Genomic DNA, 20,521 nt, shown 5'->3' with positions numbered 1-20,521 from the left:
TGGATTTCAATACACTATTTATAAGGCACCACTTGAATCATTACATCACAAAAATCCTCTCCGCGTGTAGCTCTACACAACGGAGAGGGATCATTTACGATACAAATATCGCTTCCTTACGTAATTTTTGAAGTTGTGATTGTAGGCGTTCACGTGCTTCTTCCTGAATAGTAAATCCATGAGCTGTCCGTTCAATCGACTGATCCATCAAATAAACACCTTGTAAAATCGTTGTCGCACCGAGTACAGATAATACCGGTTTTAATGCATATTCAATGGCCAGTAAATGATGCGCAGAGCCACCGACCATAATCGGTAGAATCATCTTATTTTCTAAACCTTTTTGTGGAATGAGATCTAAAAATGTCTTTAAAATGCCCGTATATGACGCTTTATAAACAGGTGTTAAAATAATGATGACCTGTGCCTGCTCAATGAGTCGATTTGCTGCTTGAATGACTTCATTTGTATAATCCGCTGTGACGAGTGCTTGTGCTGGTAGCTTATACACTTCAATGCTACGTGCTTCTTCCACGTGCTGTTCAATATATTGTTGCACACCTTGAATACGCGAGCTTTCTGAATTCGTCCCATTAATAATTACTACATGTGCCATGTGCCATCCCCCTTAATTTGTATGCACGACTTGCTGTGCTATTGGGTGCTTTAACCCTAAATTTTCACGTAATGTCGTACCCTCATATTCTGTACGGAACAGACCACGACGTTGTAATTCTGGAATGACTAAATCGACAATATCGTTCAGCCCTTTTGGGAATGTTGGGGGCATAATATTAAAGCCGTCTGCCGCGCCATTTTCAAACCATTCTTGTAGTTGATCGGCAATTTGCGCAGGCGTTCCTACAATTTCACGATGACCACGTGCACCTGCAATATGCTCATAGAGCTCACGTAATGTCGTAAAGCCATTTTGTCTAATCGTATTTTTAATAATATTGGCACGTGTATTTGGATTAGTTACGTCCTCTTCGTTCACGCCGAAATCTGGAATGGAAGAATCCGGGTCTAACTGCGTCACATCTTTGCCAATAAAGTATGATAAATAAGCAAGGCCTACTTCAGGCGAAATATAGCTATTTAACTCTTTTTGCTTACGACGTGCTTCTTCCTCTGTTTTAGCTACTGTAATAAAGACGCCTGGCATTACTTTTAAATCATCCTCGCTACGACCATACTTGGCTAAGCGCGACTTCACATCTTGATAAAACGCTTGGGCATCCTCTAATGTTTGCCACGCTGTAAAAATGACTTCAGCTGTTTTTGCTGCTAATTCTTTCCCTGCCTCTGAAGAACCTGCCTGCACGATGACTGGATGCCCTTGTGGTGTCGATGGCGTATCCAAATAACCCGTTACGTTAAAGTGCTTACCCTCATGCTCTACTTTTGTTGTTTTCGTAATATCTAAAAATTGCCCTTTTTCTTTATCAATGACTAATGCCTCTGCCTCAATGGAATGCCATAATTTTTTCACGACATCGACAAACTCTTCGGCACGAGCATAACGATTTGCATGCTGTAAGTGCTGCTCTTTACCGAATAATTGCGCTTCATTTTCATTTTGTGACGTGACGACATTCCAAGCCGCTCGCCCACCAGATAAGTGATCAATCGCTGCAAATTTACGTGCTACATGAAATGGCTCATTATACGTTGTCGTTAACGTCGCGGTTAAACCGATATTTTTTGTAACTGCCGCTAATGCTGAAATGATAACTAATGGATCCAACTTAATGCCCGATAATGAGTTTTCGTGCACACCTTGACCAAATACATCCGCAAAGAAAATATTATCAAATTTACCACGCTCTGCTGTTTGCGCTAATTGTGTTAAGTAAGGTATCGTCCATGTATGGTGTACCTCTGCTTGTGGATGGCGCCAGCTCGCTACATGATGCCCCGGTAAGAAAAAGAATGCCCCTAATTTCATTTGTTTTTTAACCATTTAATTCCACCCCTATTTTTCTTATAGTTTTAGTAGGTATTATATAAAAAAATTATTTAGCGTAAGGGTTAAATTCATTTGTATATAAGTCCTTTACTTGTATGTCACCCTCTTGTAATTCGCCACTTTTCACTAACCAATCCACCCAAACATCAAACTCTTCCTCTGCAATGACACCCCCTTCATTGGCAATGCCAAAACTCTTCCAATATTGAACATAGTCTGTCGATTCATTGCCCGGACGCTTTTCAATAATGTCTGTAAATCGGCTAATCACTTCTTCGCGTGGTGTTGTACGTGCCCATTCAATCGCTTTTGCTACCCCTTCTACAAATTGTTGTACTGTTTCAGGATTTTCTTCAACAAACGCCTCGGTGAAGAAATAGTTACCACCTGTAAAGTTAAAACCAAACACTTCTGTATCTGTAAACAATCGTTTTAATCCACCACGTTCTAATGCTAAATCTTGTGGTGCCCCTAGCAATAAAATTGCATCTAAATGCCCTGCACGTAGCGATTGTTCTGCATTCGTCGTAGGGATCGTCACCAACTGTACTTGCTTAATTTCCGCTTCATTTAAACCACCTTGTCGCAAATATTCAACGAGGGTAAATTCTGAATGTGCCCCTAAAATATTGACACCGACTTTCTTCCCGATTAAATCTTTCGGTTCATCAATCTCACTCTCTTCTAAAACATATGCTCCGGTAAAATTCACATCATCACTGCCATATGCCCCAATCACCGAAACTAGGTTAACGTTTTTCGAAGCAGATTTGACCAATGCACCATTAAATGCCCAACCAAAATCAACTTCTCCCGTTGCGGTTAACTGGATGCTCTCTGGTCCCCCCTTATAGTTTCCGACACTTTCTAACTGCACATCACCTAAATACCCTAAATCTGCCGCAAGCTCCACTGGATACACGATACTTGCTGGCTGTTGATAGCGTAATATCTTCCCGCTTTCCCCGCTTGCTGTTGTAGTTGCCTTCTCTTCACATGCACCGAGCACCGTCACCACAATACTTAAAGCAGCTAAAATTTCTAAAATACGAATAAATACTTTCATTGTTTTCACTCTCCTTATCTAAACTAGTTGTTTCCATCTGGAAAATCGTTTTTCTAATAACACTAATAAGTGATTAATAACTAACCCTAACAATGAGATTGTTAAAATCCCAGCATACATCTCTGGAATTAAGAAGTTATATTGTGTGTATGTGATGAAATAGCCAAGTCCCTCTTTCGCACCGACCATTTCGGCTGCAATTAATACTAAAATGGCGCCTGTTCCTGCCATACGAATACCGGTAAAAATGGTTGGAACGGAAGCTGGTAAAATCACTTTATAAAATAGCTTAAAAGATGAGATATTCATCGAACGTGCAGATTTAATAAACAATGGATCGACATTTTTCACAGCTGAAATGGTGTTTAATAAAATCGGCCATGTACATGCGAATAAAATAATCGCAAACTTTGATATTTCGCCAATACCTAGCAGTAAAATAAAGACCGGTAACAACGCTAATGCTGCTGTATTACGGAATAACTCGAGTAACGGACTCAGTAAATCTCTGGCTATCGGATACCAGCCAATGAGAAGTCCTAATGGAATCGCCACTATAAGTGCTAATAAAAAGCCCACAATGGAGCGAATAATACTCGCTTGAAAATGAGTAAATAGTTCTCCAGATAGGATAAGCTGCCACCAAGCTCCCATTACTTCTGAAAAAGCCGGGAAAAAGGCACGATCTACAAGACCTAGTTTAGGGGCGATTTCCCATGTGACAAAAAATAAAATCAGTACAATCGTTTTTTTCAAGCCATTTAAAAAGCTTGGAAATACAGTAGCCTTCACACGAGGAGGCGGTATTTGCTTCTGTAGTTCTTCATTAATCGATTTTCGAATGGTTACCATCTAGCATTCCTCCTTAAATATAAGCCCCTTGGTATTCTAGTTCGTGTAGCAAGCTCCATACTTCATGTCTTGCCTTAATAAATTGTGGATTGGATTTAATATCCGTATCCGCTAATTTATTTTTTAACGGAATCTCAATAATTTTCTTCACACGCCCTGGATTGGGTGAGAGGACGACGACTCGTTGCCCTAAATACACTGCTTCATCAATCCCATGTGTAATAAAAATAATCGTCTTCTTTGTTTTCTCCCAAATACGTAACAGCTCTGTTTGTAATGTTTCACGCGTTTGCGCATCCAGTGCTGCAAATGGTTCATCCATTAGGAGTACGTCTGGATTGAAGGCTAAGCTTCTAGCAATGGCAATGCGTTGCTTCATTCCACCGGATAATTCATGCGGATAATGCTCCGCAAACTTATTTAACCCAACTAAATCTAAATAATAATTGGCTCGTTCCTTCCATTCAGATTTCGGTATCCCTTTTGCCTCTAGTCCAAACTCGATATTGCCGCGCGCTGTCTTCCATGGAAATAATGCATACTGTTGAAAGACGATGCCCCGGTCAAGCCCTGGCCCTGTAATCTCACGACCATCGATGAGAATACGTCCTGTAGAAGCAGTCGATAATCCGCCTAATAAATCAAGCAATGTCGATTTCCCACAACCACTAGGACCTACAATCGTTAGAAACTCACCTTCATCAATACGAAAATCCATATTTTCGATGGCTGTAAATTGTTTTGTCAGACGTTTATTTTTTGGATCGCGCACTTCAAACGTTTTCGTCAACCGCTCAATTCTAATTTTTTCTCCCATCTTCTCTCCTCCTACAGTATGATTTTAATTTTAACTATACATATAAAAATAATAGGAATATAAAAGAAAAAAATAACAGCAAGCAGTCCCTATATACAAACAAAAGGAGGCCCTTTACTGTTTTCACAGTAAAGAGCCTCCAGTTGTCTAGTGAGCTACTCTTTGTTTTTTAATTCCTAGTAAGTTAATAACCATAATACACAAAAGTGTTTTATGCGTCAATATCTTTTTGAAAAGAATTTTATAAATATTTAAATTAAATAACAAGCCTGCTAGCTCATATTATCGTTTGTCTCGGTTACCTCCTGCCCACCAACACATAAAAAAACCCACCGAAACATTTTCATTTCGGTGGGTGATCGTACTTATTTTACATCAACAGGTTCTTTTGTGAGTGATTTGCTCATTTCGCAGTATTGTACGAACACGCGCGCCAATTCACGTAAACGTGCATGTACGTCTTCGTCAATGATGCGATTGTCTGCATCGAAATGATCGGCATGTGTGTACACATAGTTTGGCGTTACTAAGCAGCGGAAGTAATCAAGAATTGGCTTCAGCTGGTTTTCTAATACTAAATGGTGCTGGTATGTGCCACCATTGCCAACGATTGCAGCTGGCTTGTAGCGTAGTGCTTTCGGTGGAATCATATCGAATGCATTTTTTAACACACCTGGAATGGATGCTTGGAAAATAGGTGAAGCAAATACGTATCCATCTGCTTCTTCAAATTTTTGAATCATCATTTTCATATCATCATTTAGCGGGCTACCATCTAAAATTTGATGCTTTAACTCGCTAAAAGAAAGAATTTCTAATTGTAAATCCGCATTATATTGTGCGATATATTGTTGAACTTGTTGCAATAAAGCACCTGTTTTCTTGCCGAAAATTGTGCCATCAACGAGTAAAATTTTCATTGTTATCGTTCCTCCGTTGTGAAATACGAGAGTTCATATCCTCGTATAGTATTGTAACAGAATGCTACGCAACAGAGTATAAACTTTACTAAATTTCAGTCTTAAGGCGTATTTTGCTATACGTTTAATGTAAATTCTGGCTTTTCAATCATGGTGAATGTTTGGAGTAGTCTTTCCACTGCCTCTTTTATAATCGTCATCGGATATGCGACATTTAACCGTATAAACCCGTCCCCTGCTACACCATATTTCGTGCCTGGATCTAACACTAAGCCGCCCACTTCTACTAAGCTGTTCATCATTTGTTTTTCAGAAATATTTAGCGCACGATAATCGATCCATAGTAAATAGGTAGCATCTGGTTTATATACCTTTACTTTCGGAATTACCTTTAATTCTCGAATCACATAATCCATATTCGCCGAAATATATTGAAGCATCTCTTCTACCCAATAAGCACATTCATTATAGGCAGTTTGCATCGTGACGGCTGCCAAACAGTTTAAGTCCCCATATCCACTCGCTTCATATTGTCTGTTCAGTTGCTGTCGTTTTTCCGGATCCTTCACAATCATATACGCAATTTGTAGCCCTGCTAAATTGAATGTTTTTGTAGGCGCCATGCATGTAATAATATTCGTTTGTTGTTGCTCCGTTGCCACCTTCGCAATCGGCGTATGCTGTGCCTCACCAAGCATGATATCCGCATGAATTTCATCCGATAAAATTAACACATGATGCTCATAACATAGCGCTGAAATTTGCTTTAGTTCTGCTTCTGTCCAAACTTTCCCAACTGGATTATGTGGATTACAGAAAATAAATAATTTCACATCGTCTTGTTTTAATAATTTTTCAAGCAATGTAAAGTCCATTGAATAGTTCCCGTTTTGTTCTATTAATGGACAATGTACCACGTTTCTTTGATTGAACTCTGGCAGTTGTTGAAATGGTGGATACACGGGAGGGGCAATTAATACGCTGTCTCCTTTTTGCGTGAATGCCTGAATCACATCCGCAATGGCAGGAATGACCCCTTTCCGGAACAAAATGGTTTGTTCATCAACCGACCATTCATGTCTGTTGAGCATCCACTTCACAATGGCATCTTTTGCACTTTCAGGCATATACGTATAGCCAAAGACACCACGCTCGATTTCATGCAATAACGCCTGTTTAATTTCTGGAGCAACTTTGAAATCCATATCGGCAATCCACATCGGTAATAATGCTTTGTCTGGATTGCTCACTTTCTCTGGTACATCCCACTTTACCGAATTACAATTCAGTCTATTTACCGTCATGTCAAACATGTTATACCTCTTCCCTATAATGCTAAAATTGTTTCGAATAACACTTGTGCACCGGCTTCGATGTCTTCTGGCGAAGAATATTCTAATGGGTTGTGGCTAACGCCGTCTTTACTGCGAACAAAAATCATACCGATTGGGCAATGATGCGCGAATTGCATCGCGTCGTGCCCTGCCCCACTACTTAAATAAAACGCATCGTAACCGCACTTCTCAATGGCAGAATGAATGGTTTGCATAATAGCCGCATCGGTCGTTACGGGCTTAACACGTTGTAATTCTTTCACGCAGGAATATAAATGGCGTTTTGTTGCAATCGTACAAATAGCTTTTTTGATTTCATGCTCTGCCAAATCTCGACTTTCTTGTATGACATGTCTGAGATCACAGGTGAACGTAACTTGACCTGGAATGACATTAACACCTGCATTTTCGATAGTAATTTTTCCGATTGTTGCCACTGTTCCGTCAATTCGGTTTGCAATTCGCTCAATTTCTACCATCATTTCAGCAGCGCCCGCTAAAGCATCTTGTCGCAGTTGCATCGGTGTGGCTCCGGCATGCTCAGCTAATCCATGAATCGTTACTTCCAACCAAAGTGGACCCGCAATCCCTGTCACAACACCAACCGGAATATTTTCCGTTTCTAATACACGTCCTTGTTCAATATGCAGTTCCAAATATGCATAAATTGGATCGATTTTAGCCAAGTGAATGTGAGCAGGCTGTAAATGTTGATTTTCCATTGCTTGAGCGACCGTAATGCCTTGTGCATCAACCGCTTTTAACATAGGTGCCGTCAATGTGCCAGCGACTGCACGACTCCCAAGCATCCCAACACCAAAGCGTACCCCTTCTTCATCTTTAAAAGCGATGACTTGAATCGGTCTTGTGAGTGTAATGTCGTTCTCATACAATGTCTGTATGACCTCGATGGCCGTTAATACACCTAAAGCACCGTCGTATTTCCCACCGTTTGGCACAGTATCAATATGCGAACCCATAATAATCGGAGCTTCATGGCTTGTAGAGGGATCTTTACAATACGTACCAATGATATTGCCGATCGGATCAATGGACGTTTCCATTCCCGCTTGCTGCATTAACATTTGCACAAATTGATTTGCTTCGTGTTCTGCATCTGTAAAGGATAATCGGCTAACTCCACCGTCTGGCATTTGCCCGATTGTCCCCAATTGTTCAATATGATGTAATAATCGATTTAGTTGAATCAAGCTCATCACTCTTTCATTTTAAAGTTAAAATGGCATACGCCTTCTTTTAAAACATACCGATCGTGCTCCACTTCAAACTTTTCGTTATAGCCACCCGCAATTGCTGGATCAATCATTTGGCAATATAAAATGCCGTACTCATGCATATTGTCATCTGCCCACTGTTGCCCTAGTGGACAGTGGAAAAACGTTTGCTCGATGTTATCGGACGTGAAATACGATTCATATTGAAATAAATCACTTCTTCCCATATCGTAATGTTTTAAGTAATTATCAATATCGTTGTCGAACCCATTTGCACGTGCACGTTGGGCAATCCCTTGTCCGCGACTCTCCCCAAATTTACGCACCGCTTCAGAAATGACTTGTTTTCCTTCATCCCCATGTATATCCACTACCACCTTTGCAATTTGCGCAAACATTTTGGCAAATCTCGCAAAATCCGTTAAATGTGCATATTGCTCTGCCCCTTCTATACTTTTAGGTAAATAATAGAATAAATTGTGATTTTCACCTTCAGCCGTTGCTTTTTTGGCCATCGCTTCCGCATCTTTTAAGCCAAATCTTGTTAAGCCCTCAACTAAATATGTTTTCCCCTCTTCCCCGTATTTCCCGGTAATTTCTTTGTCTAAACACGTAAACATTTTAGCGCTAATCATATCCATCGATAAATTTTTCATTGCCAACTCTGTCATGTTTTTGTAACTCCTTTAAAATTTTATTTTTAACTTATAACGAGCAAACTTTTGAACATATATCACCATTTTGGTAACCGTTGCTTTCCGCTCCATTCGGCTCGCTTTCCACGGGCATGGCCTCAGCCTCCTCGTCACTCGTACCTCGCTCCTGCGGGGTCTTCAGCTCATGCTATTCCCGTAGGAGTCTCGCCGATTCCGCTTCAATCAACTGGCAAGTCATTTTTAATCATGTTTTTCTAAAAAACATGATTCTATAAAGGAAATATTTTGATAATCAACACATCTGATCCAGTACAATAATCAGTTGCTAAAAAGAAAGAAAAATTCTCATCCATTACGGTAGGGGCTAGGCAATTATACTTGCAACTAGAAAGAAATTGATTTCTTTTAAAGAAGAGAAATGTTTTTCTAGTATATCGAAAAGTATTCACTTTTTGCCGTAGCGTGCCATCGCCACAGGAGCCGTAACAGGAGATCCAAACAGGCCCCGCCTGTTTTAGCTCCTGTGTAGGCTGTGGCAAAGCGCGGAGGCTATGATGCCACTTTCAATTAGTATCTTTCACTATTTACCTGATATTTTTATGATGCATTTTTGCTCATTACGAGTTTATAACTTACCGCCATTATAAAAAACGAGAAATCATTACACAAATGAATAATGAACATATAGAATATGAGTAAAATTCATAAGTAGGTGGAGAGTATGGCGACAATTGTACAATATGAAATTTTTAAAGTGTTAGTTGAAACAAAAAGTTTTTCCAAAACAGCGATTAAATTAAACATGACACAGTCTGCAGTGAGTCACGCGATCAAGTCTTTAGAAAAAGAATGGGGACTATTATTGTTCCATCGAAATACGAACTATGTAAAGCTGACTTCAGACGGTCAACAGCTCTTACACTCGATTTTGCAAATCTTACATTGGCAGGAACAATTAATGAATGAGTTAAGTACGATTAAAAATGTCATGGGGGGCACGATTAAAATTGGCGTCTTGCCAAGTATTGAAATGAATTGGTTACCGTCCATTTTAAAATATTTCCATGAACACTACCCCGATGTCGAATTACAAGTTTATCAAAGTAATTATGATCAATTAGAAGATTGGGTGTTAGATGAGACGATTGATTTAGCCTTTAGTATTCAACCAAGTAAAAGCAATTTTGATTTTAAAAAAATTCAAGATGATGATTTACTATGCATTTTACCTACATCTCATCCATTAGCAAATCAACCGTCGATTCGTCTCACTCAATTAAAAAATGAACAATGGGTAATGCCTAAAAAGTCGATTGATCGCAATGTCAATTCTTTAATTTATTCCAACCATTTACACCCTACGATTATGTATGAATCTGATTTAGACCATGCCCTGTTAGCCATGGTGGAGCAAGGTGTAGGCATTACCATTATGCCTAAATTATTACTTTACAATATCCCATTATCCATTTCTTGCATTCCTTTCGAAGAAAAATATGTGCGAACGCTAGGGATTGTCACAAAGAAAAACATTGCTTTAAATACAAGGCTTAGCGAGTTTATCGCCATCGTCGAACAATTAATTACTGTTGATTAATTTTATTTTTTTTAAAAAAGTGTTTGACTTTTTTTAAAAATAAATTTATCTTTTAAATTAATTCCAAACTTTTTAACAATTCAAACAGGGGGGTACATTGGAATGGACAACTTATATGGCAACACACCTTGCTTTTTAAATGCAACAAATTTACTTAAAGCCGAAAATACAGAGGAAGTAGACGCAATCGTTTACGGTGTTCCTTGGGAAGGTGCTGTAACGTGGGGAGATTATACAGGCTGTGAGTTAGGACCGAAAGTAATGCGCTTATGTTCAGGTCGCTATAGCGGCTATTTACCTGAATTAAATCACGTAGATGTATTTGAGAGTATTAAATTAGGAGACATTGGTGACATCGATGTCGTACCAGCAGATGTAGATGAAACAATGCACCGAATTGAGAAATTTACAGAAGCACTATGGAAAAAAGAAAAATTCCTTATCGGATTAGGCGGCGATCACGGGATTACGTTCCCAATCGTAAAAGGCTTAGTGAATACAGGGAAAAAAGTGGGGATTATCCACTTAGATACACACTATGATAATTTACCTTCACATAACGGAGATAAATATGCACGTTGTAGTCCATTCATGCGTCTATACGAATTAGAAGGTGTACGCAATGAAAGCATCATTCATACAGGGATTCACGGCCCACGTAACTTCCCTCAAAGTGGGAAAAACGCAGTCGCTGCTGGCGCTGTAACAATTACAATGAATGACATTCGGAAACACGGCGATTTGGAAGCGTTCGCAAAAGAAATTTATGCACAAGCAAGTCAAGATGTAGATTGCGTGTACTTAAGTATTTGTAGTGACGTATTAGACTACGCATTCAATCCAGGTGGTCCAGTAGACGGAAACGGCTTAACATCTTATGAATTATTAACATTAGTGAACGAATTTGGGAAACAAGGGATCATCGGTATGGACTTTGTAGAAGTTTATCCACAACAAGACCCTAGCAACCGTTCTGCACACTTAGCATCAACGATCGTGTTATATGCATTAGCTGGTCATATCGACTACAAAAAAGGGCTATGATCAAAGGGCTTGAACAGTTTCTTATCCAATTAACGAATGAGTATAAAGGTCAATCCATTGGAAAGTGCGCGAATTATATTCCTGCACTTTCCAAACAAAATCCAGAGATTATGGCGATCTCGCTGTATTTCCCACAGGGCCATTCACTACATGTTGGTGAAACGAATCATTCCTTCACTGTGCAAAGTATTAGTAAAGTATTTTCATTTATTGCGGCTTGTACAGCGATTGGCATTGAGCGTGTACTAGCAAAAGTAGATGTCGAGCCAACGGGAGATAGCTTTAATTCGTTATTACGTTTTGAATTATCCGATGCCAAAAAGCCGTTTAATCCTTGGATTAACGCGGGGGCGATAACGGTTGTCTCTTTATTGCCAGGAAACAGCGCAGAAGACAAAGTGAACTTTGTATTAGATTTTTTAACTTCGGTGATCGGGAAACGGCTACAGATCAATCAAGACGTCTTTTTGTCAGAGTGGGAAACAGCGGATCGCAACAAAGCTATGGTGCATTTTTTAAAGGAAAAGCAAATTCTTTCCGGTGACGTCGATGAAATTTTAAAAGCGTATACGAAACTCTGTTCAATGGAGTTAACGGTCGATGATTTAGCGAAATTTGGGTGCCTCCTATCAACGGACGGCTACGACCTCGAAAAAAGGGCGCAAGTATTTCCGATTGAAGTAGCACGATTGACAAAAATTTTAATGTACACATCCGGCATGTATAACGGTTCTGGTAAGTTTGCCACAACGATTGGGATTCCAGCAAAAAGTGGCGTCTCGGGAGGCATTTTAGGGATTATCCCGGCTTCTCCGAAAAACCATCCGTTATTTGTTGATGGATTAGGTTTAGGAATTTTCAGCCCACCACTTGACGAAAATGGGAATAGCGTTAAAAGTATGATTGTGATGGAAAAATTATTTCACCACTATCCTGTAACTATTTTCTAAACTGGGGGGACATGATTTTGGATAAGAAACAAACAAATCGAAAAATTTTAGAAGGCTATTTTCAAATGGCCGATATGATCGTTCATACTTTCGGACCACAATGTGAGGTCGTCATTCATGATTTAGCTGATGTTCAATCTTCCTTAATTTATATTAATGGCTCTGTCACAAACCGCTCGCTCGGGGCACCTGTCACAGATGTTATTTTAAAGGAATTACGGAAATCTGGAAATGACATTCAAGATATGCTGGGGTATACGATTAAAACGAAAAGCAACCAGCATATTAAAACTTCCACTATGTTTATCCGAAATGACGACAATGATGTAATCGGTTACATCGGTATCAACTATGATATGACAGCATTTAAATATATTCAAAGTGTATTAGATGACTTTATTAGCGCTAAGCCTGGACTACCGAATGACGAAATGAATGAATCCTATGCCAATAACGTAGAAGAAATCTTTGATCAAATTATTCAAAGCTCTTTGTTAGAAGTACATGTACCCGTTGACAATATGTCAAGACAAGATAAAATTCGCTTCGTGCAAATTTTAGATGATAAAGGGATTTTCCTCATTCATGGTGCGGTGGATAAAGTAAGTGATATTTTACAAGTTTCAAAGCAAACAATCTACAATTATTTAGATGTGATTAAAAATAGTTAATCCATCTAGGGGATGTTTTAAAGGAGAAAAGGGGGCTATTTATGACTGTTAACATGGAAAAGACAAACGAACAAACGACGAAGAAAAGTCTCGCGGATAAATTGAAAGTGATTGGTCCTGGAGCTGTAATTACAGCTTCCTTTATTGGACCAGGGACGGTGACAACAGCGACAAAAGCTGGTGCATCTTATGGTTATGCTGTGTTATGGACAGTGGTATTTTCCATTGTTGCGACGATTATCTTGCAAGAAATGTCGGCACGTCTTGGTATTATTTCACGTAAAACGTTAGGGGATGCTGTACGAGAGCAATTTGATAACAAAATCTTACGGTTCGGTTCCGTATGGCTTGTATTAATGGCGATTTCAGTAGGCTGTGCTGCCTATATTGCCGGTGACTTAATTGGGACCTCGTTAGGGATCCATACATTAACGAATATTCCGACAAATGTGTTAGGTCCAATGTTTGGGGTCGTTATTTTAATATTAGGTTTATCAGGTAGCTATAAATTAATTGAAAAAGTCATGATCGGTTTAGTCGTCGTGATGAGCCTTACATTCTTTACAACAGCGATTATTGCAAAGCCAGACTTAGGAGCAGTATTTAGCGGTGCATTTATCCCAAGTGTTCCATCTGGCTCTATCCTCACAATCATTGCGTTAATTGGAACAACAATCGTTCCGTATAACTTGTTTTTACATTCGGCTTCCGTTCAAGAAAGATGGAATAAGCCAGAGCATTTAAAGGAATCAAGATGGGATATTATTATTTCCATTGGAATTGGTGGTTTAATTACAGCGGCGATTTTAATTACAGCTGGTACGTTAATTCATGGTGTAGAAGTAAAGAGTGCTGCAGAAATGTCATTACAGTTAGAGCCACTTTTAGGCGATTGGGCAAAGGTATTTATTAGTATCGGTTTATTTGCAGCTGGTTTTTCTTCCGCTCTTGCTTCTCCATTAGGTGCTGCCATTACGGTAAGTAATGTGCTTGATTGGAAAGACGGAATGAAGGACAAGCGCTTCAAAATCGTATTTACAACCATTATTGTCATCGGGATTTTATTCTCTGCGTTAAAGATCAATCCACTGTCTGTTCTATTGTTTGCTCAAGCATTAAACGGTATCTTATTACCGGTTATTACAATTATGTTGTTAATCATTATGAATAATAAAAAGTTTCTTGGTGAATACAAAAATGGTCCAATGGCCAATATTCTAGGTGTAATTGTCACAATAATCTGTACATTCCTAGGTATTTATAGCTTAGTCGATGTATTCACTTCGATTTTCAGTTAATTGCATGTAAAAACATCTCGACCAAAAGAGGTCGAGATGTTTTTTTGTGCTTTCCTATTCGGGATCATGTTCCTTGTTTCCATCTACTTCTAATGCTTTTAATTTATTTCGATCAAACACGACTTCTTCATCTAGAGGAGCTAGCTCTTCATTTTTTCGTTTATCCCAATTAAATACACGTTCACGGGATATTTCCTCTTTCGCCTCTGCAGCTGGCATATGCATCGCTATGAGCTCATCGGATGAATAAATCGAGACTTTCTGTTTTTTACCGTGTAGCGCAATGACTTTCATGGCAAGGGCGACTTGACTCGCTTCAATGGCACGCGCTTTTTTCATCGGGCCGATGAGGAGTGGATTGAGCGTTCGAAGTGCGACCTCCCCTACTTTTTCCCCTAGTCGAAACTCTTGGCGATTGCCGACAAGTAGCGATGGGCGTACGATGGAGAGCTGCGGCAAATCCATGTCCATCAACTCTTTTTCAAGCTTTCCTTTTACCCGGTTGTAATACGCCAGTGATTTTTCATTGGCCCCCATGGCTGAAATGACGATGAAATGCTGGATACCACGCTTTTTCGCCATCGTTGCCATACGTAGCGGGTACTCAATATCTACCTTTTCAAATTGTTCTCTCGTCCCTGCTTTTTTAATCGTTGTCCCGAGACAGCAAAATACGTCATCCGTAAACTCCAAATCAGATTCAACTAACTCATCAAAATTTACGATTCGTTCTACTAATTTGTCATGTGTATAGTTCAGTTGCCTTCTTGTAAGCACTGTGACCGAAATATATTCCTTACTTTCACAAAGTAGCTGTACAAGCTGTGATCCGACTAGCCCTGTTGCACCAACAACAATTGCTGAACGCATGCCCATATAAAAAACCACCTTTCTATTTAAAACTCTTCTAAAAATGTAAATGACTTCAGAAAAACACCTTTACTCACAGGTTGATATGCTTTTTGTTTCATTTTCACACATACTTACCAATTTTTCACCATATTTTAAAAAGAACATGCAAGAGAAAGGATGCGATGAAACATGCCAAATCAAAAAAGAAAAATTGCTTTTATCGTAGAACAATGCCCTTTTAAAGGCTTATATCCATTTAAACGAGCAATGATTTTAAGTAAGTTATTAGATGAAGAATCCGTATTTATGTTTATTAAAACAAACAATCCGATTATATTAAAACAATTTGAAGATTCAGGTATTACACCTGTTTTATTTGAAAAGTACGAGGAGCTTGTCAAGGCACTCCGTAATTTAGAGTTAGATTTAATTATCCAAGATGGTAGAGATTCATTAATTGAACAAATCGAATTGCTACGACCACTGTGTAAAACAATGGTTCACTTCGATGATTTCGGTAGTGGTAATGTATTAGTGGACTGCAATGTATTGGCGCTATTTGAGGAGCTAGGCTCAGGTGAACTATTACCACCTAATACATTAGCAGGTAGCTATGCGTTTGCAGTGGAGGAACAATTGCAAGAAATTGCGGCCGAGCGCAATACGATGATCGAAAATGATCCCCCTCACATTGTCATTGCTTTTGAGGACGGGGACGAAAACAATCTCACATACCGTACATTGCGCCATTTAACACAGCTCCATATTCCACTTAAAATTTCGGTAGCGATTGATGATGAATATAAGCATTCCGTCAGTGATTTACAAATGATGCTGCTGAGCCGTCGCAACGGGAAAATTGTGCAAAAGAGTGATGCTTTATACGAGCTACTTCATAGTGCCGATATTGTCGTATGTAACAATAACTATACCCCGTATAAAGTGGCAGCCGTCAGTATTCCATGTATTACGCTGGCACAGCAAGAGCGTGAAATTGGACATTCCTTTGCACGCGAATTGAACGGTTTTATCCATTTAGGTTTAGGGCGCAAAATTAAACAATCATCCATTCAAAATGCCGTAATGGAACTACTCCTTCATGAACATCGCCGAGACCGTGCCATTCGCAAGCAGCGCTCATTAGATATATTAGGAAACAATGAAATTTTGCAAGCGCTCTTACTAGACTTTGCATACGGCCGCCACTTAGCACAGTTGTAAGCGTGATTTACTTGCTTAATATGGAATGTTACTTGCCATATTTGTAGATTTACTTGCCTTAATATTAAATTTTACTTGCCATATTTTTAGATGTACTTGCCTGAATCTCCCTCATTCTCAAACTTCCCTTTCATGTGCTACAATAAAGCGTAGCGATTGTTTGTAAAGGGGCGTATTTTTTATGCTTACGAAAGCACAAGTTCAACAGGAAATTACAGAGTTAAAAATGGACTATATCAACCTACAAGGCGATATGGAAAAGCTTGAATCATTAGGGCATGAAGGTTCAGTGAAACAAGCTTTAGAGCGCCTTGAGAAAATGGAAGCACGACTAGCAGAATTAAACAAACAGCTGGCTGCTTTCTAATCTGCTCGCGGTATTTTCCACCGCGAGTTTTTATATGAAAATAACGAAGCAATAGTTGGAGGATAGGTATGGCAATTTTAACAGTTGAAAATTTAGGACATTCATTTGGCGACCGTACACTTTTTAAAGATGTTTCATTCCGTCTTGTAGAAGGCGACCACATCGGTTTAGTTGGCGCAAATGGTGTTGGGAAATCGACATTAATGGGCATCATCACAGGGCAACAAATTCACGATGCAGGAAAAGTAGAGTGGCTACCTGGCACACATTACGGCTACTTGGATCAGCACACAGTATTAACAGCAGGTCGCACAATGCGCGATGTGTTGCGTGATGCGTTTTTGCCGCTTTATAAAAAGGAAGAAGAGCTAAATGAAATTTCCATGCAAATGGCAGACCCAGATGCAGATTACGAAACACTTTTAGAAAAAATGGCGGAAATTCAAGATGCACTAGATGCGGGTGATTTCTATTCATTAGATATGAAAATTGAGGAAGTAGCTCGTGGTTTAGGACTGGATGCAATCGGTCTAGAGCGTGACGTAGCAGCCCTTTCAGGTGGACAACGTACGAAAGTGTTACTCGCAAAGCTTTTACTTGAAAAGCCCAAAGTATTATTACTAGACGAGCCGACGAACTATTTAGATGAAGAGCACGTTACATGGTTAAGAAACTATTTGAAAAATTACCCACATGCTTTCCTACTCATTTCGCATGATACGGAATTTATGAATGAAGTGGTCGATGTGATTTTTCACTTAGAGTTCTCAAAAATGACACGTTATACAGCGACATACGAGAAGTTTTTAGAGCTAGCTGAAATCAATAAACGTCAGCATATTGATGCGTATGAAAAGCAGCAGGAATTTATTAAAAAGCAAGAGGACTTCATCGCGAAAAATAAGGCGCGTTACTCGACGACAGGTCGTGCGAAATCACGTGCGAAGCAACTGGACCGCTTAGAGCGTATCGACCGCCCAGAAACAGCTGTCAAACCAGAGTTTGGCTTTAAAGAAACGCGTGCTTCAAGCCGTTATGTTGTGGAAGCGGAAGAGTTATTAATTGGGTATGACAAGGACAAGCCGTTACTACCACCGCTGACATTCCAAATCGAGCGCGGTGAAAAAATTGCCTTAGTCGGCATGAACGGTGTCGGGAAATCGACATTACTCAAAACGATGCTTGGCAAAATCAATCCACTTGGCGGAAAAGTAATACGCGGGGATTATTTATATCCGTCCTACTTCGAGCAGGAAGTAAAAGCCGATAAAATTACGCCAATTGATGATGTGTGGAATGCGTTCCCGTCGATGGAACAAGCGCAAGTTCGTGCGGCTTTAGCGCGCGCTGGCTTAAAATCAGAGCATATCCAACGCCCACTGAATTCCCTATCTGGTGGTGAGCAAGCGAAAGTTCGTTTATGTAAGCTGATGATGCACGAAACAAACTGGCTTGTATTTGACGAACCAACAAACCACTTAGATATCGATGCCAAAAATGAACTAAAACGTGCGATGCAAGCATTCAAAGGCACGATCGTCCTCGTATCCCACGAGCCTGATTTCTACGAAGGCTTAGCGACAAAAGTATGGAACGTCCAAGACTGGTTCACATCAGGAAAAACAGATTTATAAGTTTGAGGTAGCTATGCCAGCGGATCGCTGGCATAGTTTTTTTGTGCTGCTCACGTTTTCGGATTTAATAGACAAGTTGGGATTGATAATAGACAACTTCTGAACGATTATAGACAACCCACTCTAGTTAATAGACAATCCCAGCGGTTTAATAGACAACCCCAAATTTTTCATCACATAAATAATTTTTCTTTCGCTAACGAAATGGCTTTTTTGCTGACTTCTAATCGGTCGCCGTCTGCATTCATTCGCATTACACCATGTTCTTCATCTAATATGGACTGCATCGCGGCATTTGGTTTGACGCCGACCATTACTTGCTTGCGTGTAGATTTTACTTCTTCCTCTGTTAAGAGCGGCTTCGTCCCGATCTTCGGAAATTCCGCTTGAGGCTGAGATTGCGTTCTCCGTGGCGCTTGACCGTTTAAATTTGTGCCGCCTGTACCGACTGATCGAATCATTTTTTTGTTCCTCCCTATGTAAAAATTCCCTTTCTTATGTACACGTATTATATCGATAACACAACATAATAGAAAGCACTCTGTCATGTAAATCGTCGGAATACATTTTCTATTTAACTTTTGCAAATACTTCCTATACAATGGCAATATAATCTTCTAAGGAGCGAATTACAATGACGCCACGTATCGAAAAAGACTTTTTAGGTACAATGGAAATTTCAAAAAATGTTTACTACGGAATTCAAACAATGCGCGCAAAGGAGAACTTCCCGATTACTGGACAAGTAGTGGATCCTGAGCTAATTCGTGCATTCGCAATCGTGAAAAAATCGGCAGCCCAAGCGAACTTGGCAACAAACCATTTAGATGCGGTGATTGCGAATGCGATCATTCAAGCAGCAGATGAAATTATGGAAGGACAGTGGCACGATCAATTTATCGTTGACCCGATTCAAGGTGGAGCGGGTACTTCATTAAATATGAATGCAAATGAAGTAATCGCCAATCGTGCACTTGAAATCCTTGGTCACGAAAAAGGCAATTATGCCATCATTAGTCCAAACTCCCATGTAAACATGGCACAGTCTACAAATGATGCATTCCCAACAGCGATTCACGTATCGACAGTATCTGTGTTAAATGAGCTATTAAACGTAATGGAAACAATGGTTGAAGCATTCGAAGCGAAAGCAAAGGAATTTGACCATATTATTAAAATGGGACGTACGCATTTACAAGATGCCGTGCCAATCCGACTAGGACAAGAATTCCTTGCTTATTCGAAAGTGCTTCGCCGCGACATCAAACGCATTGAGCAAACAAAGGAAGATTTATACGAAATTAACCTTGGCGCAACAGCAATCGGTACTTGCTTAAATGCTGATGCTGCTTATATTAAATCAGCGGTTGAGTACGTGCAAGAAAACACAGGACTTCCATTCAAGCAATGTGAAGATCATGTGGATGGCACACAAAATACAGACATTTACACAGAAGTTTCAGGTGCATTAAAAATCTGTATGCTCAATATGTCGAAAATCTGTAATGACCTTCGTCTGATGGCATCTGGTCCAAAAACAGGTTTTGCTGAAATTTTATTACCAGAGCGCCAACCAGGTTCATCGATTATGCCTGGGAAAGTAAACCCGGTTATGTTAGAAGTCATCAACCAAATCGCTTTCCAAGTTGTTGGGAACGATACAACGATTTCCATGGCGTCTGAAGCAGGCCAATTCGAACTCAACGTAATGGAGCCTGTTCTTGTATTCAACTTATTACAATCGGTTCGCATTATGACAAACGGCTTTACTGCCTTCACGGAATACTGCTTAAAAGGCATTCGTGCGAACGAAGAAGTACTACGTAATAACGTAGAGCGCAGTATCGGTGTCATTACAGCGATTGCCCCACATGTTGGCTACGAAATCGCTTCGAAGCTTGCACGTGAAGCGTTAGAAACAGGTGAATCTGTGCGCTCGCTATGCTTAAAATATGCTTACTTCACAGAAGCAGAAATCGATGTCATCCTTGATCCATTCCGTATGACAACATTACAAAAAGATTAACTAAAAAAAGCA

The 20,521-nt window shown here is 39.7% G+C and carries 20 protein-coding genes; 9 read left to right on the top strand and 11 right to left on the bottom strand.

The features are described 5' to 3' along the window. Positions 1 to 94: 94 nt before the first annotated feature. The 9 genes from ssuE to AC3II9_RS06550 form a co-directional block, all read right to left on the bottom strand. Positions 95 to 616: an NADPH-dependent FMN reductase gene (ssuE, locus tag AC3II9_RS06590; protein ID WP_489154204.1), complete on the bottom strand. Its 522-nt coding sequence runs from the start codon at positions 614 to 616 to the stop codon at positions 95 to 97. 12 nt (positions 617 to 628) lie between these two features. Then, on the bottom strand, positions 629 to 1,963 hold the full coding sequence (locus AC3II9_RS06585; protein WP_489154202.1) for an LLM class flavin-dependent oxidoreductase: 1,335 nt from the start codon (positions 1,961 to 1,963) through the stop codon (positions 629 to 631). 52 nt (positions 1,964 to 2,015) lie between these two features. After that, positions 2,016 to 3,035, bottom strand: a complete 1,020-nt coding sequence (locus AC3II9_RS06580; protein WP_489154200.1) for an ABC transporter substrate-binding protein — start codon at positions 3,033 to 3,035, stop codon at positions 2,016 to 2,018. Between the two features lie 18 nt (positions 3,036 to 3,053). Next, positions 3,054 to 3,887: an ABC transporter permease gene (locus AC3II9_RS06575; protein WP_489154198.1), complete on the bottom strand. Its 834-nt coding sequence runs from the start codon at positions 3,885 to 3,887 to the stop codon at positions 3,054 to 3,056. A gap of 13 nt (positions 3,888 to 3,900) precedes the next feature. Then, on the bottom strand, positions 3,901 to 4,704 hold the full coding sequence (locus AC3II9_RS06570; RefSeq protein ID WP_489154196.1) for an ABC transporter ATP-binding protein: 804 nt from the start codon (positions 4,702 to 4,704) through the stop codon (positions 3,901 to 3,903). A gap of 365 nt (positions 4,705 to 5,069) precedes the next feature. Continuing rightward, positions 5,070 to 5,624 (bottom strand): NADPH-dependent FMN reductase, encoded by a 555-nt coding sequence (locus AC3II9_RS06565; RefSeq protein ID WP_489154195.1) that lies wholly within the window; start codon positions 5,622 to 5,624, stop codon positions 5,070 to 5,072. 116 nt (positions 5,625 to 5,740) lie between these two features. Continuing rightward, entirely contained in the window at positions 5,741 to 6,937 is a 1,197-nt protein-coding gene (locus tag AC3II9_RS06560) for a MalY/PatB family protein (RefSeq protein ID WP_489154193.1), read from the bottom strand. Positions 6,938 to 6,951: 14 nt separating this feature from the next. Further along, positions 6,952 to 8,169, bottom strand: a complete 1,218-nt coding sequence (locus AC3II9_RS06555) for a Zn-dependent hydrolase (protein WP_489154191.1) — start codon at positions 8,167 to 8,169, stop codon at positions 6,952 to 6,954. 5 nt (positions 8,170 to 8,174) lie between these two features. Further along, the gene (locus AC3II9_RS06550) at positions 8,175 to 8,864 is read right to left on the bottom strand and encodes an L-2-amino-thiazoline-4-carboxylic acid hydrolase (protein WP_489154189.1); all 690 of its coding nucleotides are present in this window, start codon (positions 8,862 to 8,864) and stop codon (positions 8,175 to 8,177) included. A 706-nt stretch (positions 8,865 to 9,570) separates the two neighbouring features. Here AC3II9_RS06550 and AC3II9_RS06545 point away from each other — a divergent pair. The 5 genes from AC3II9_RS06545 to AC3II9_RS06525 all read left to right on the top strand — a co-directional run bounded on the left by AC3II9_RS06545 (position 9,571) and on the right by AC3II9_RS06525 (position 14,409). Further along, the gene (locus tag AC3II9_RS06545; protein WP_489154187.1) at positions 9,571 to 10,446 is read left to right on the top strand and encodes a LysR family transcriptional regulator; all 876 of its coding nucleotides are present in this window, start codon (positions 9,571 to 9,573) and stop codon (positions 10,444 to 10,446) included. A gap of 102 nt (positions 10,447 to 10,548) precedes the next feature. Then, on the top strand, positions 10,549 to 11,490 hold the full coding sequence (locus AC3II9_RS06540; protein ID WP_489154185.1) for an agmatinase family protein: 942 nt from the start codon (positions 10,549 to 10,551) through the stop codon (positions 11,488 to 11,490). Beyond that, positions 11,487 to 12,440: a glutaminase A gene (gene glsA, locus AC3II9_RS06535; RefSeq protein ID WP_489154183.1), complete on the top strand. Its 954-nt coding sequence runs from the start codon at positions 11,487 to 11,489 to the stop codon at positions 12,438 to 12,440. Before AC3II9_RS06540 ends, glsA begins: the two co-directional genes overlap by 4 nt. Positions 12,441 to 12,457: 17 nt before the next feature. After that, on the top strand, positions 12,458 to 13,111 hold the full coding sequence (locus AC3II9_RS06530) for a helix-turn-helix transcriptional regulator (RefSeq protein WP_489154181.1): 654 nt from the start codon (positions 12,458 to 12,460) through the stop codon (positions 13,109 to 13,111). Positions 13,112 to 13,152: 41 nt separating this feature from the next. After that, positions 13,153 to 14,409 carry an Nramp family divalent metal transporter gene (locus tag AC3II9_RS06525; protein ID WP_489154180.1) on the top strand — a complete coding sequence of 419 codons (1,257 nt, stop codon included), beginning with the start codon at positions 13,153 to 13,155 and terminating at the stop codon, positions 14,407 to 14,409. A gap of 54 nt (positions 14,410 to 14,463) precedes the next feature. Here AC3II9_RS06525 and AC3II9_RS06520 read toward each other — a convergent pair whose 3' ends face one another. Next, the gene (locus AC3II9_RS06520; RefSeq protein ID WP_489154178.1) at positions 14,464 to 15,285 is read right to left on the bottom strand and encodes an oxidoreductase; all 822 of its coding nucleotides are present in this window, start codon (positions 15,283 to 15,285) and stop codon (positions 14,464 to 14,466) included. Positions 15,286 to 15,450: 165 nt separating this feature from the next. Between AC3II9_RS06520 and AC3II9_RS06515 the strand changes: the two genes are divergently transcribed. From AC3II9_RS06515 to AC3II9_RS06505, 3 genes are all read left to right on the top strand, one after another. Then, positions 15,451 to 16,482 carry a PseG/SpsG family protein gene (locus AC3II9_RS06515; RefSeq protein ID WP_431028935.1) on the top strand — a complete coding sequence of 344 codons (1,032 nt, stop codon included), beginning with the start codon at positions 15,451 to 15,453 and terminating at the stop codon, positions 16,480 to 16,482. Positions 16,483 to 16,663: 181 nt separating this feature from the next. Further along, positions 16,664 to 16,849 (top strand): SE1832 family protein, encoded by a 186-nt coding sequence (locus AC3II9_RS06510; RefSeq protein WP_391368052.1) that lies wholly within the window; start codon positions 16,664 to 16,666, stop codon positions 16,847 to 16,849. Between the two features lie 68 nt (positions 16,850 to 16,917). Beyond that, on the top strand, positions 16,918 to 18,483 hold the full coding sequence (locus tag AC3II9_RS06505) for an ABC-F family ATP-binding cassette domain-containing protein (protein WP_489154176.1): 1,566 nt from the start codon (positions 16,918 to 16,920) through the stop codon (positions 18,481 to 18,483). Between the two features lie 173 nt (positions 18,484 to 18,656). On the opposite strand, the gene AC3II9_RS06500 is transcribed toward AC3II9_RS06505, so the two are convergent. Continuing rightward, positions 18,657 to 18,944, bottom strand: a complete 288-nt coding sequence (locus AC3II9_RS06500) for a DNA primase (protein ID WP_489154174.1) — start codon at positions 18,942 to 18,944, stop codon at positions 18,657 to 18,659. Between the two features lie 173 nt (positions 18,945 to 19,117). Between AC3II9_RS06500 and aspA the strand changes: the two genes are divergently transcribed. After that, positions 19,118 to 20,509 (top strand): aspartate ammonia-lyase, encoded by a 1,392-nt coding sequence (gene aspA / locus AC3II9_RS06495; protein ID WP_489154173.1) that lies wholly within the window; start codon positions 19,118 to 19,120, stop codon positions 20,507 to 20,509. Positions 20,510 to 20,521: the final 12 nt, after the last annotated feature.

It is taken from the genome of Lysinibacillus sp. RU7 (assembly GCF_057837305.1).
Note: the sequence above shows the minus strand (reverse complement) of the source record. Positions and strands in the feature narration are given on the sequence as shown.

Coding starts and splice junctions, on each gene's coding strand:
- ssuE (WP_489154204.1), bottom strand. CDS start 616: ATGGCACATGTAGTAATTATTAATGGGACGAATTCAGAAAGCTCGCGT.
- AC3II9_RS06585 (WP_489154202.1), bottom strand. CDS start 1,963: ATGGTTAAAAAACAAATGAAATTAGGGGCATTCTTTTTCTTACCGGGG.
- AC3II9_RS06580 (WP_489154200.1), bottom strand. CDS start 3,035: ATGAAAGTATTTATTCGTATTTTAGAAATTTTAGCTGCTTTAAGTATT.
- AC3II9_RS06575 (WP_489154198.1), bottom strand. CDS start 3,887: ATGGTAACCATTCGAAAATCGATTAATGAAGAACTACAGAAGCAAATA.
- AC3II9_RS06570 (WP_489154196.1), bottom strand. CDS start 4,704: ATGGGAGAAAAAATTAGAATTGAGCGGTTGACGAAAACGTTTGAAGTG.
- AC3II9_RS06565 (WP_489154195.1), bottom strand. CDS start 5,624: ATGAAAATTTTACTCGTTGATGGCACAATTTTCGGCAAGAAAACAGGT.
- AC3II9_RS06560 (WP_489154193.1), bottom strand. CDS start 6,937: ATGTTTGACATGACGGTAAATAGACTGAATTGTAATTCGGTAAAGTGG.
- AC3II9_RS06550 (WP_489154189.1), bottom strand. CDS start 8,864: ATGACAGAGTTGGCAATGAAAAATTTATCGATGGATATGATTAGCGCT.
- AC3II9_RS06545 (WP_489154187.1), top strand. CDS start 9,571: ATGGCGACAATTGTACAATATGAAATTTTTAAAGTGTTAGTTGAAACA.
- AC3II9_RS06540 (WP_489154185.1), top strand. CDS start 10,549: ATGGACAACTTATATGGCAACACACCTTGCTTTTTAAATGCAACAAAT.
- glsA (WP_489154183.1), top strand. CDS start 11,487: ATGATCAAAGGGCTTGAACAGTTTCTTATCCAATTAACGAATGAGTAT.
- AC3II9_RS06525 (WP_489154180.1), top strand. CDS start 13,153: ATGACTGTTAACATGGAAAAGACAAACGAACAAACGACGAAGAAAAGT.
- AC3II9_RS06520 (WP_489154178.1), bottom strand. CDS start 15,285: ATGGGCATGCGTTCAGCAATTGTTGTTGGTGCAACAGGGCTAGTCGGA.
- AC3II9_RS06515 (WP_431028935.1), top strand. CDS start 15,451: ATGCCAAATCAAAAAAGAAAAATTGCTTTTATCGTAGAACAATGCCCT.
- AC3II9_RS06510 (WP_391368052.1), top strand. CDS start 16,664: ATGCTTACGAAAGCACAAGTTCAACAGGAAATTACAGAGTTAAAAATG.
- AC3II9_RS06505 (WP_489154176.1), top strand. CDS start 16,918: ATGGCAATTTTAACAGTTGAAAATTTAGGACATTCATTTGGCGACCGT.
- AC3II9_RS06500 (WP_489154174.1), bottom strand. CDS start 18,944: ATGATTCGATCAGTCGGTACAGGCGGCACAAATTTAAACGGTCAAGCG.
- aspA (WP_489154173.1), top strand. CDS start 19,118: ATGACGCCACGTATCGAAAAAGACTTTTTAGGTACAATGGAAATTTCA.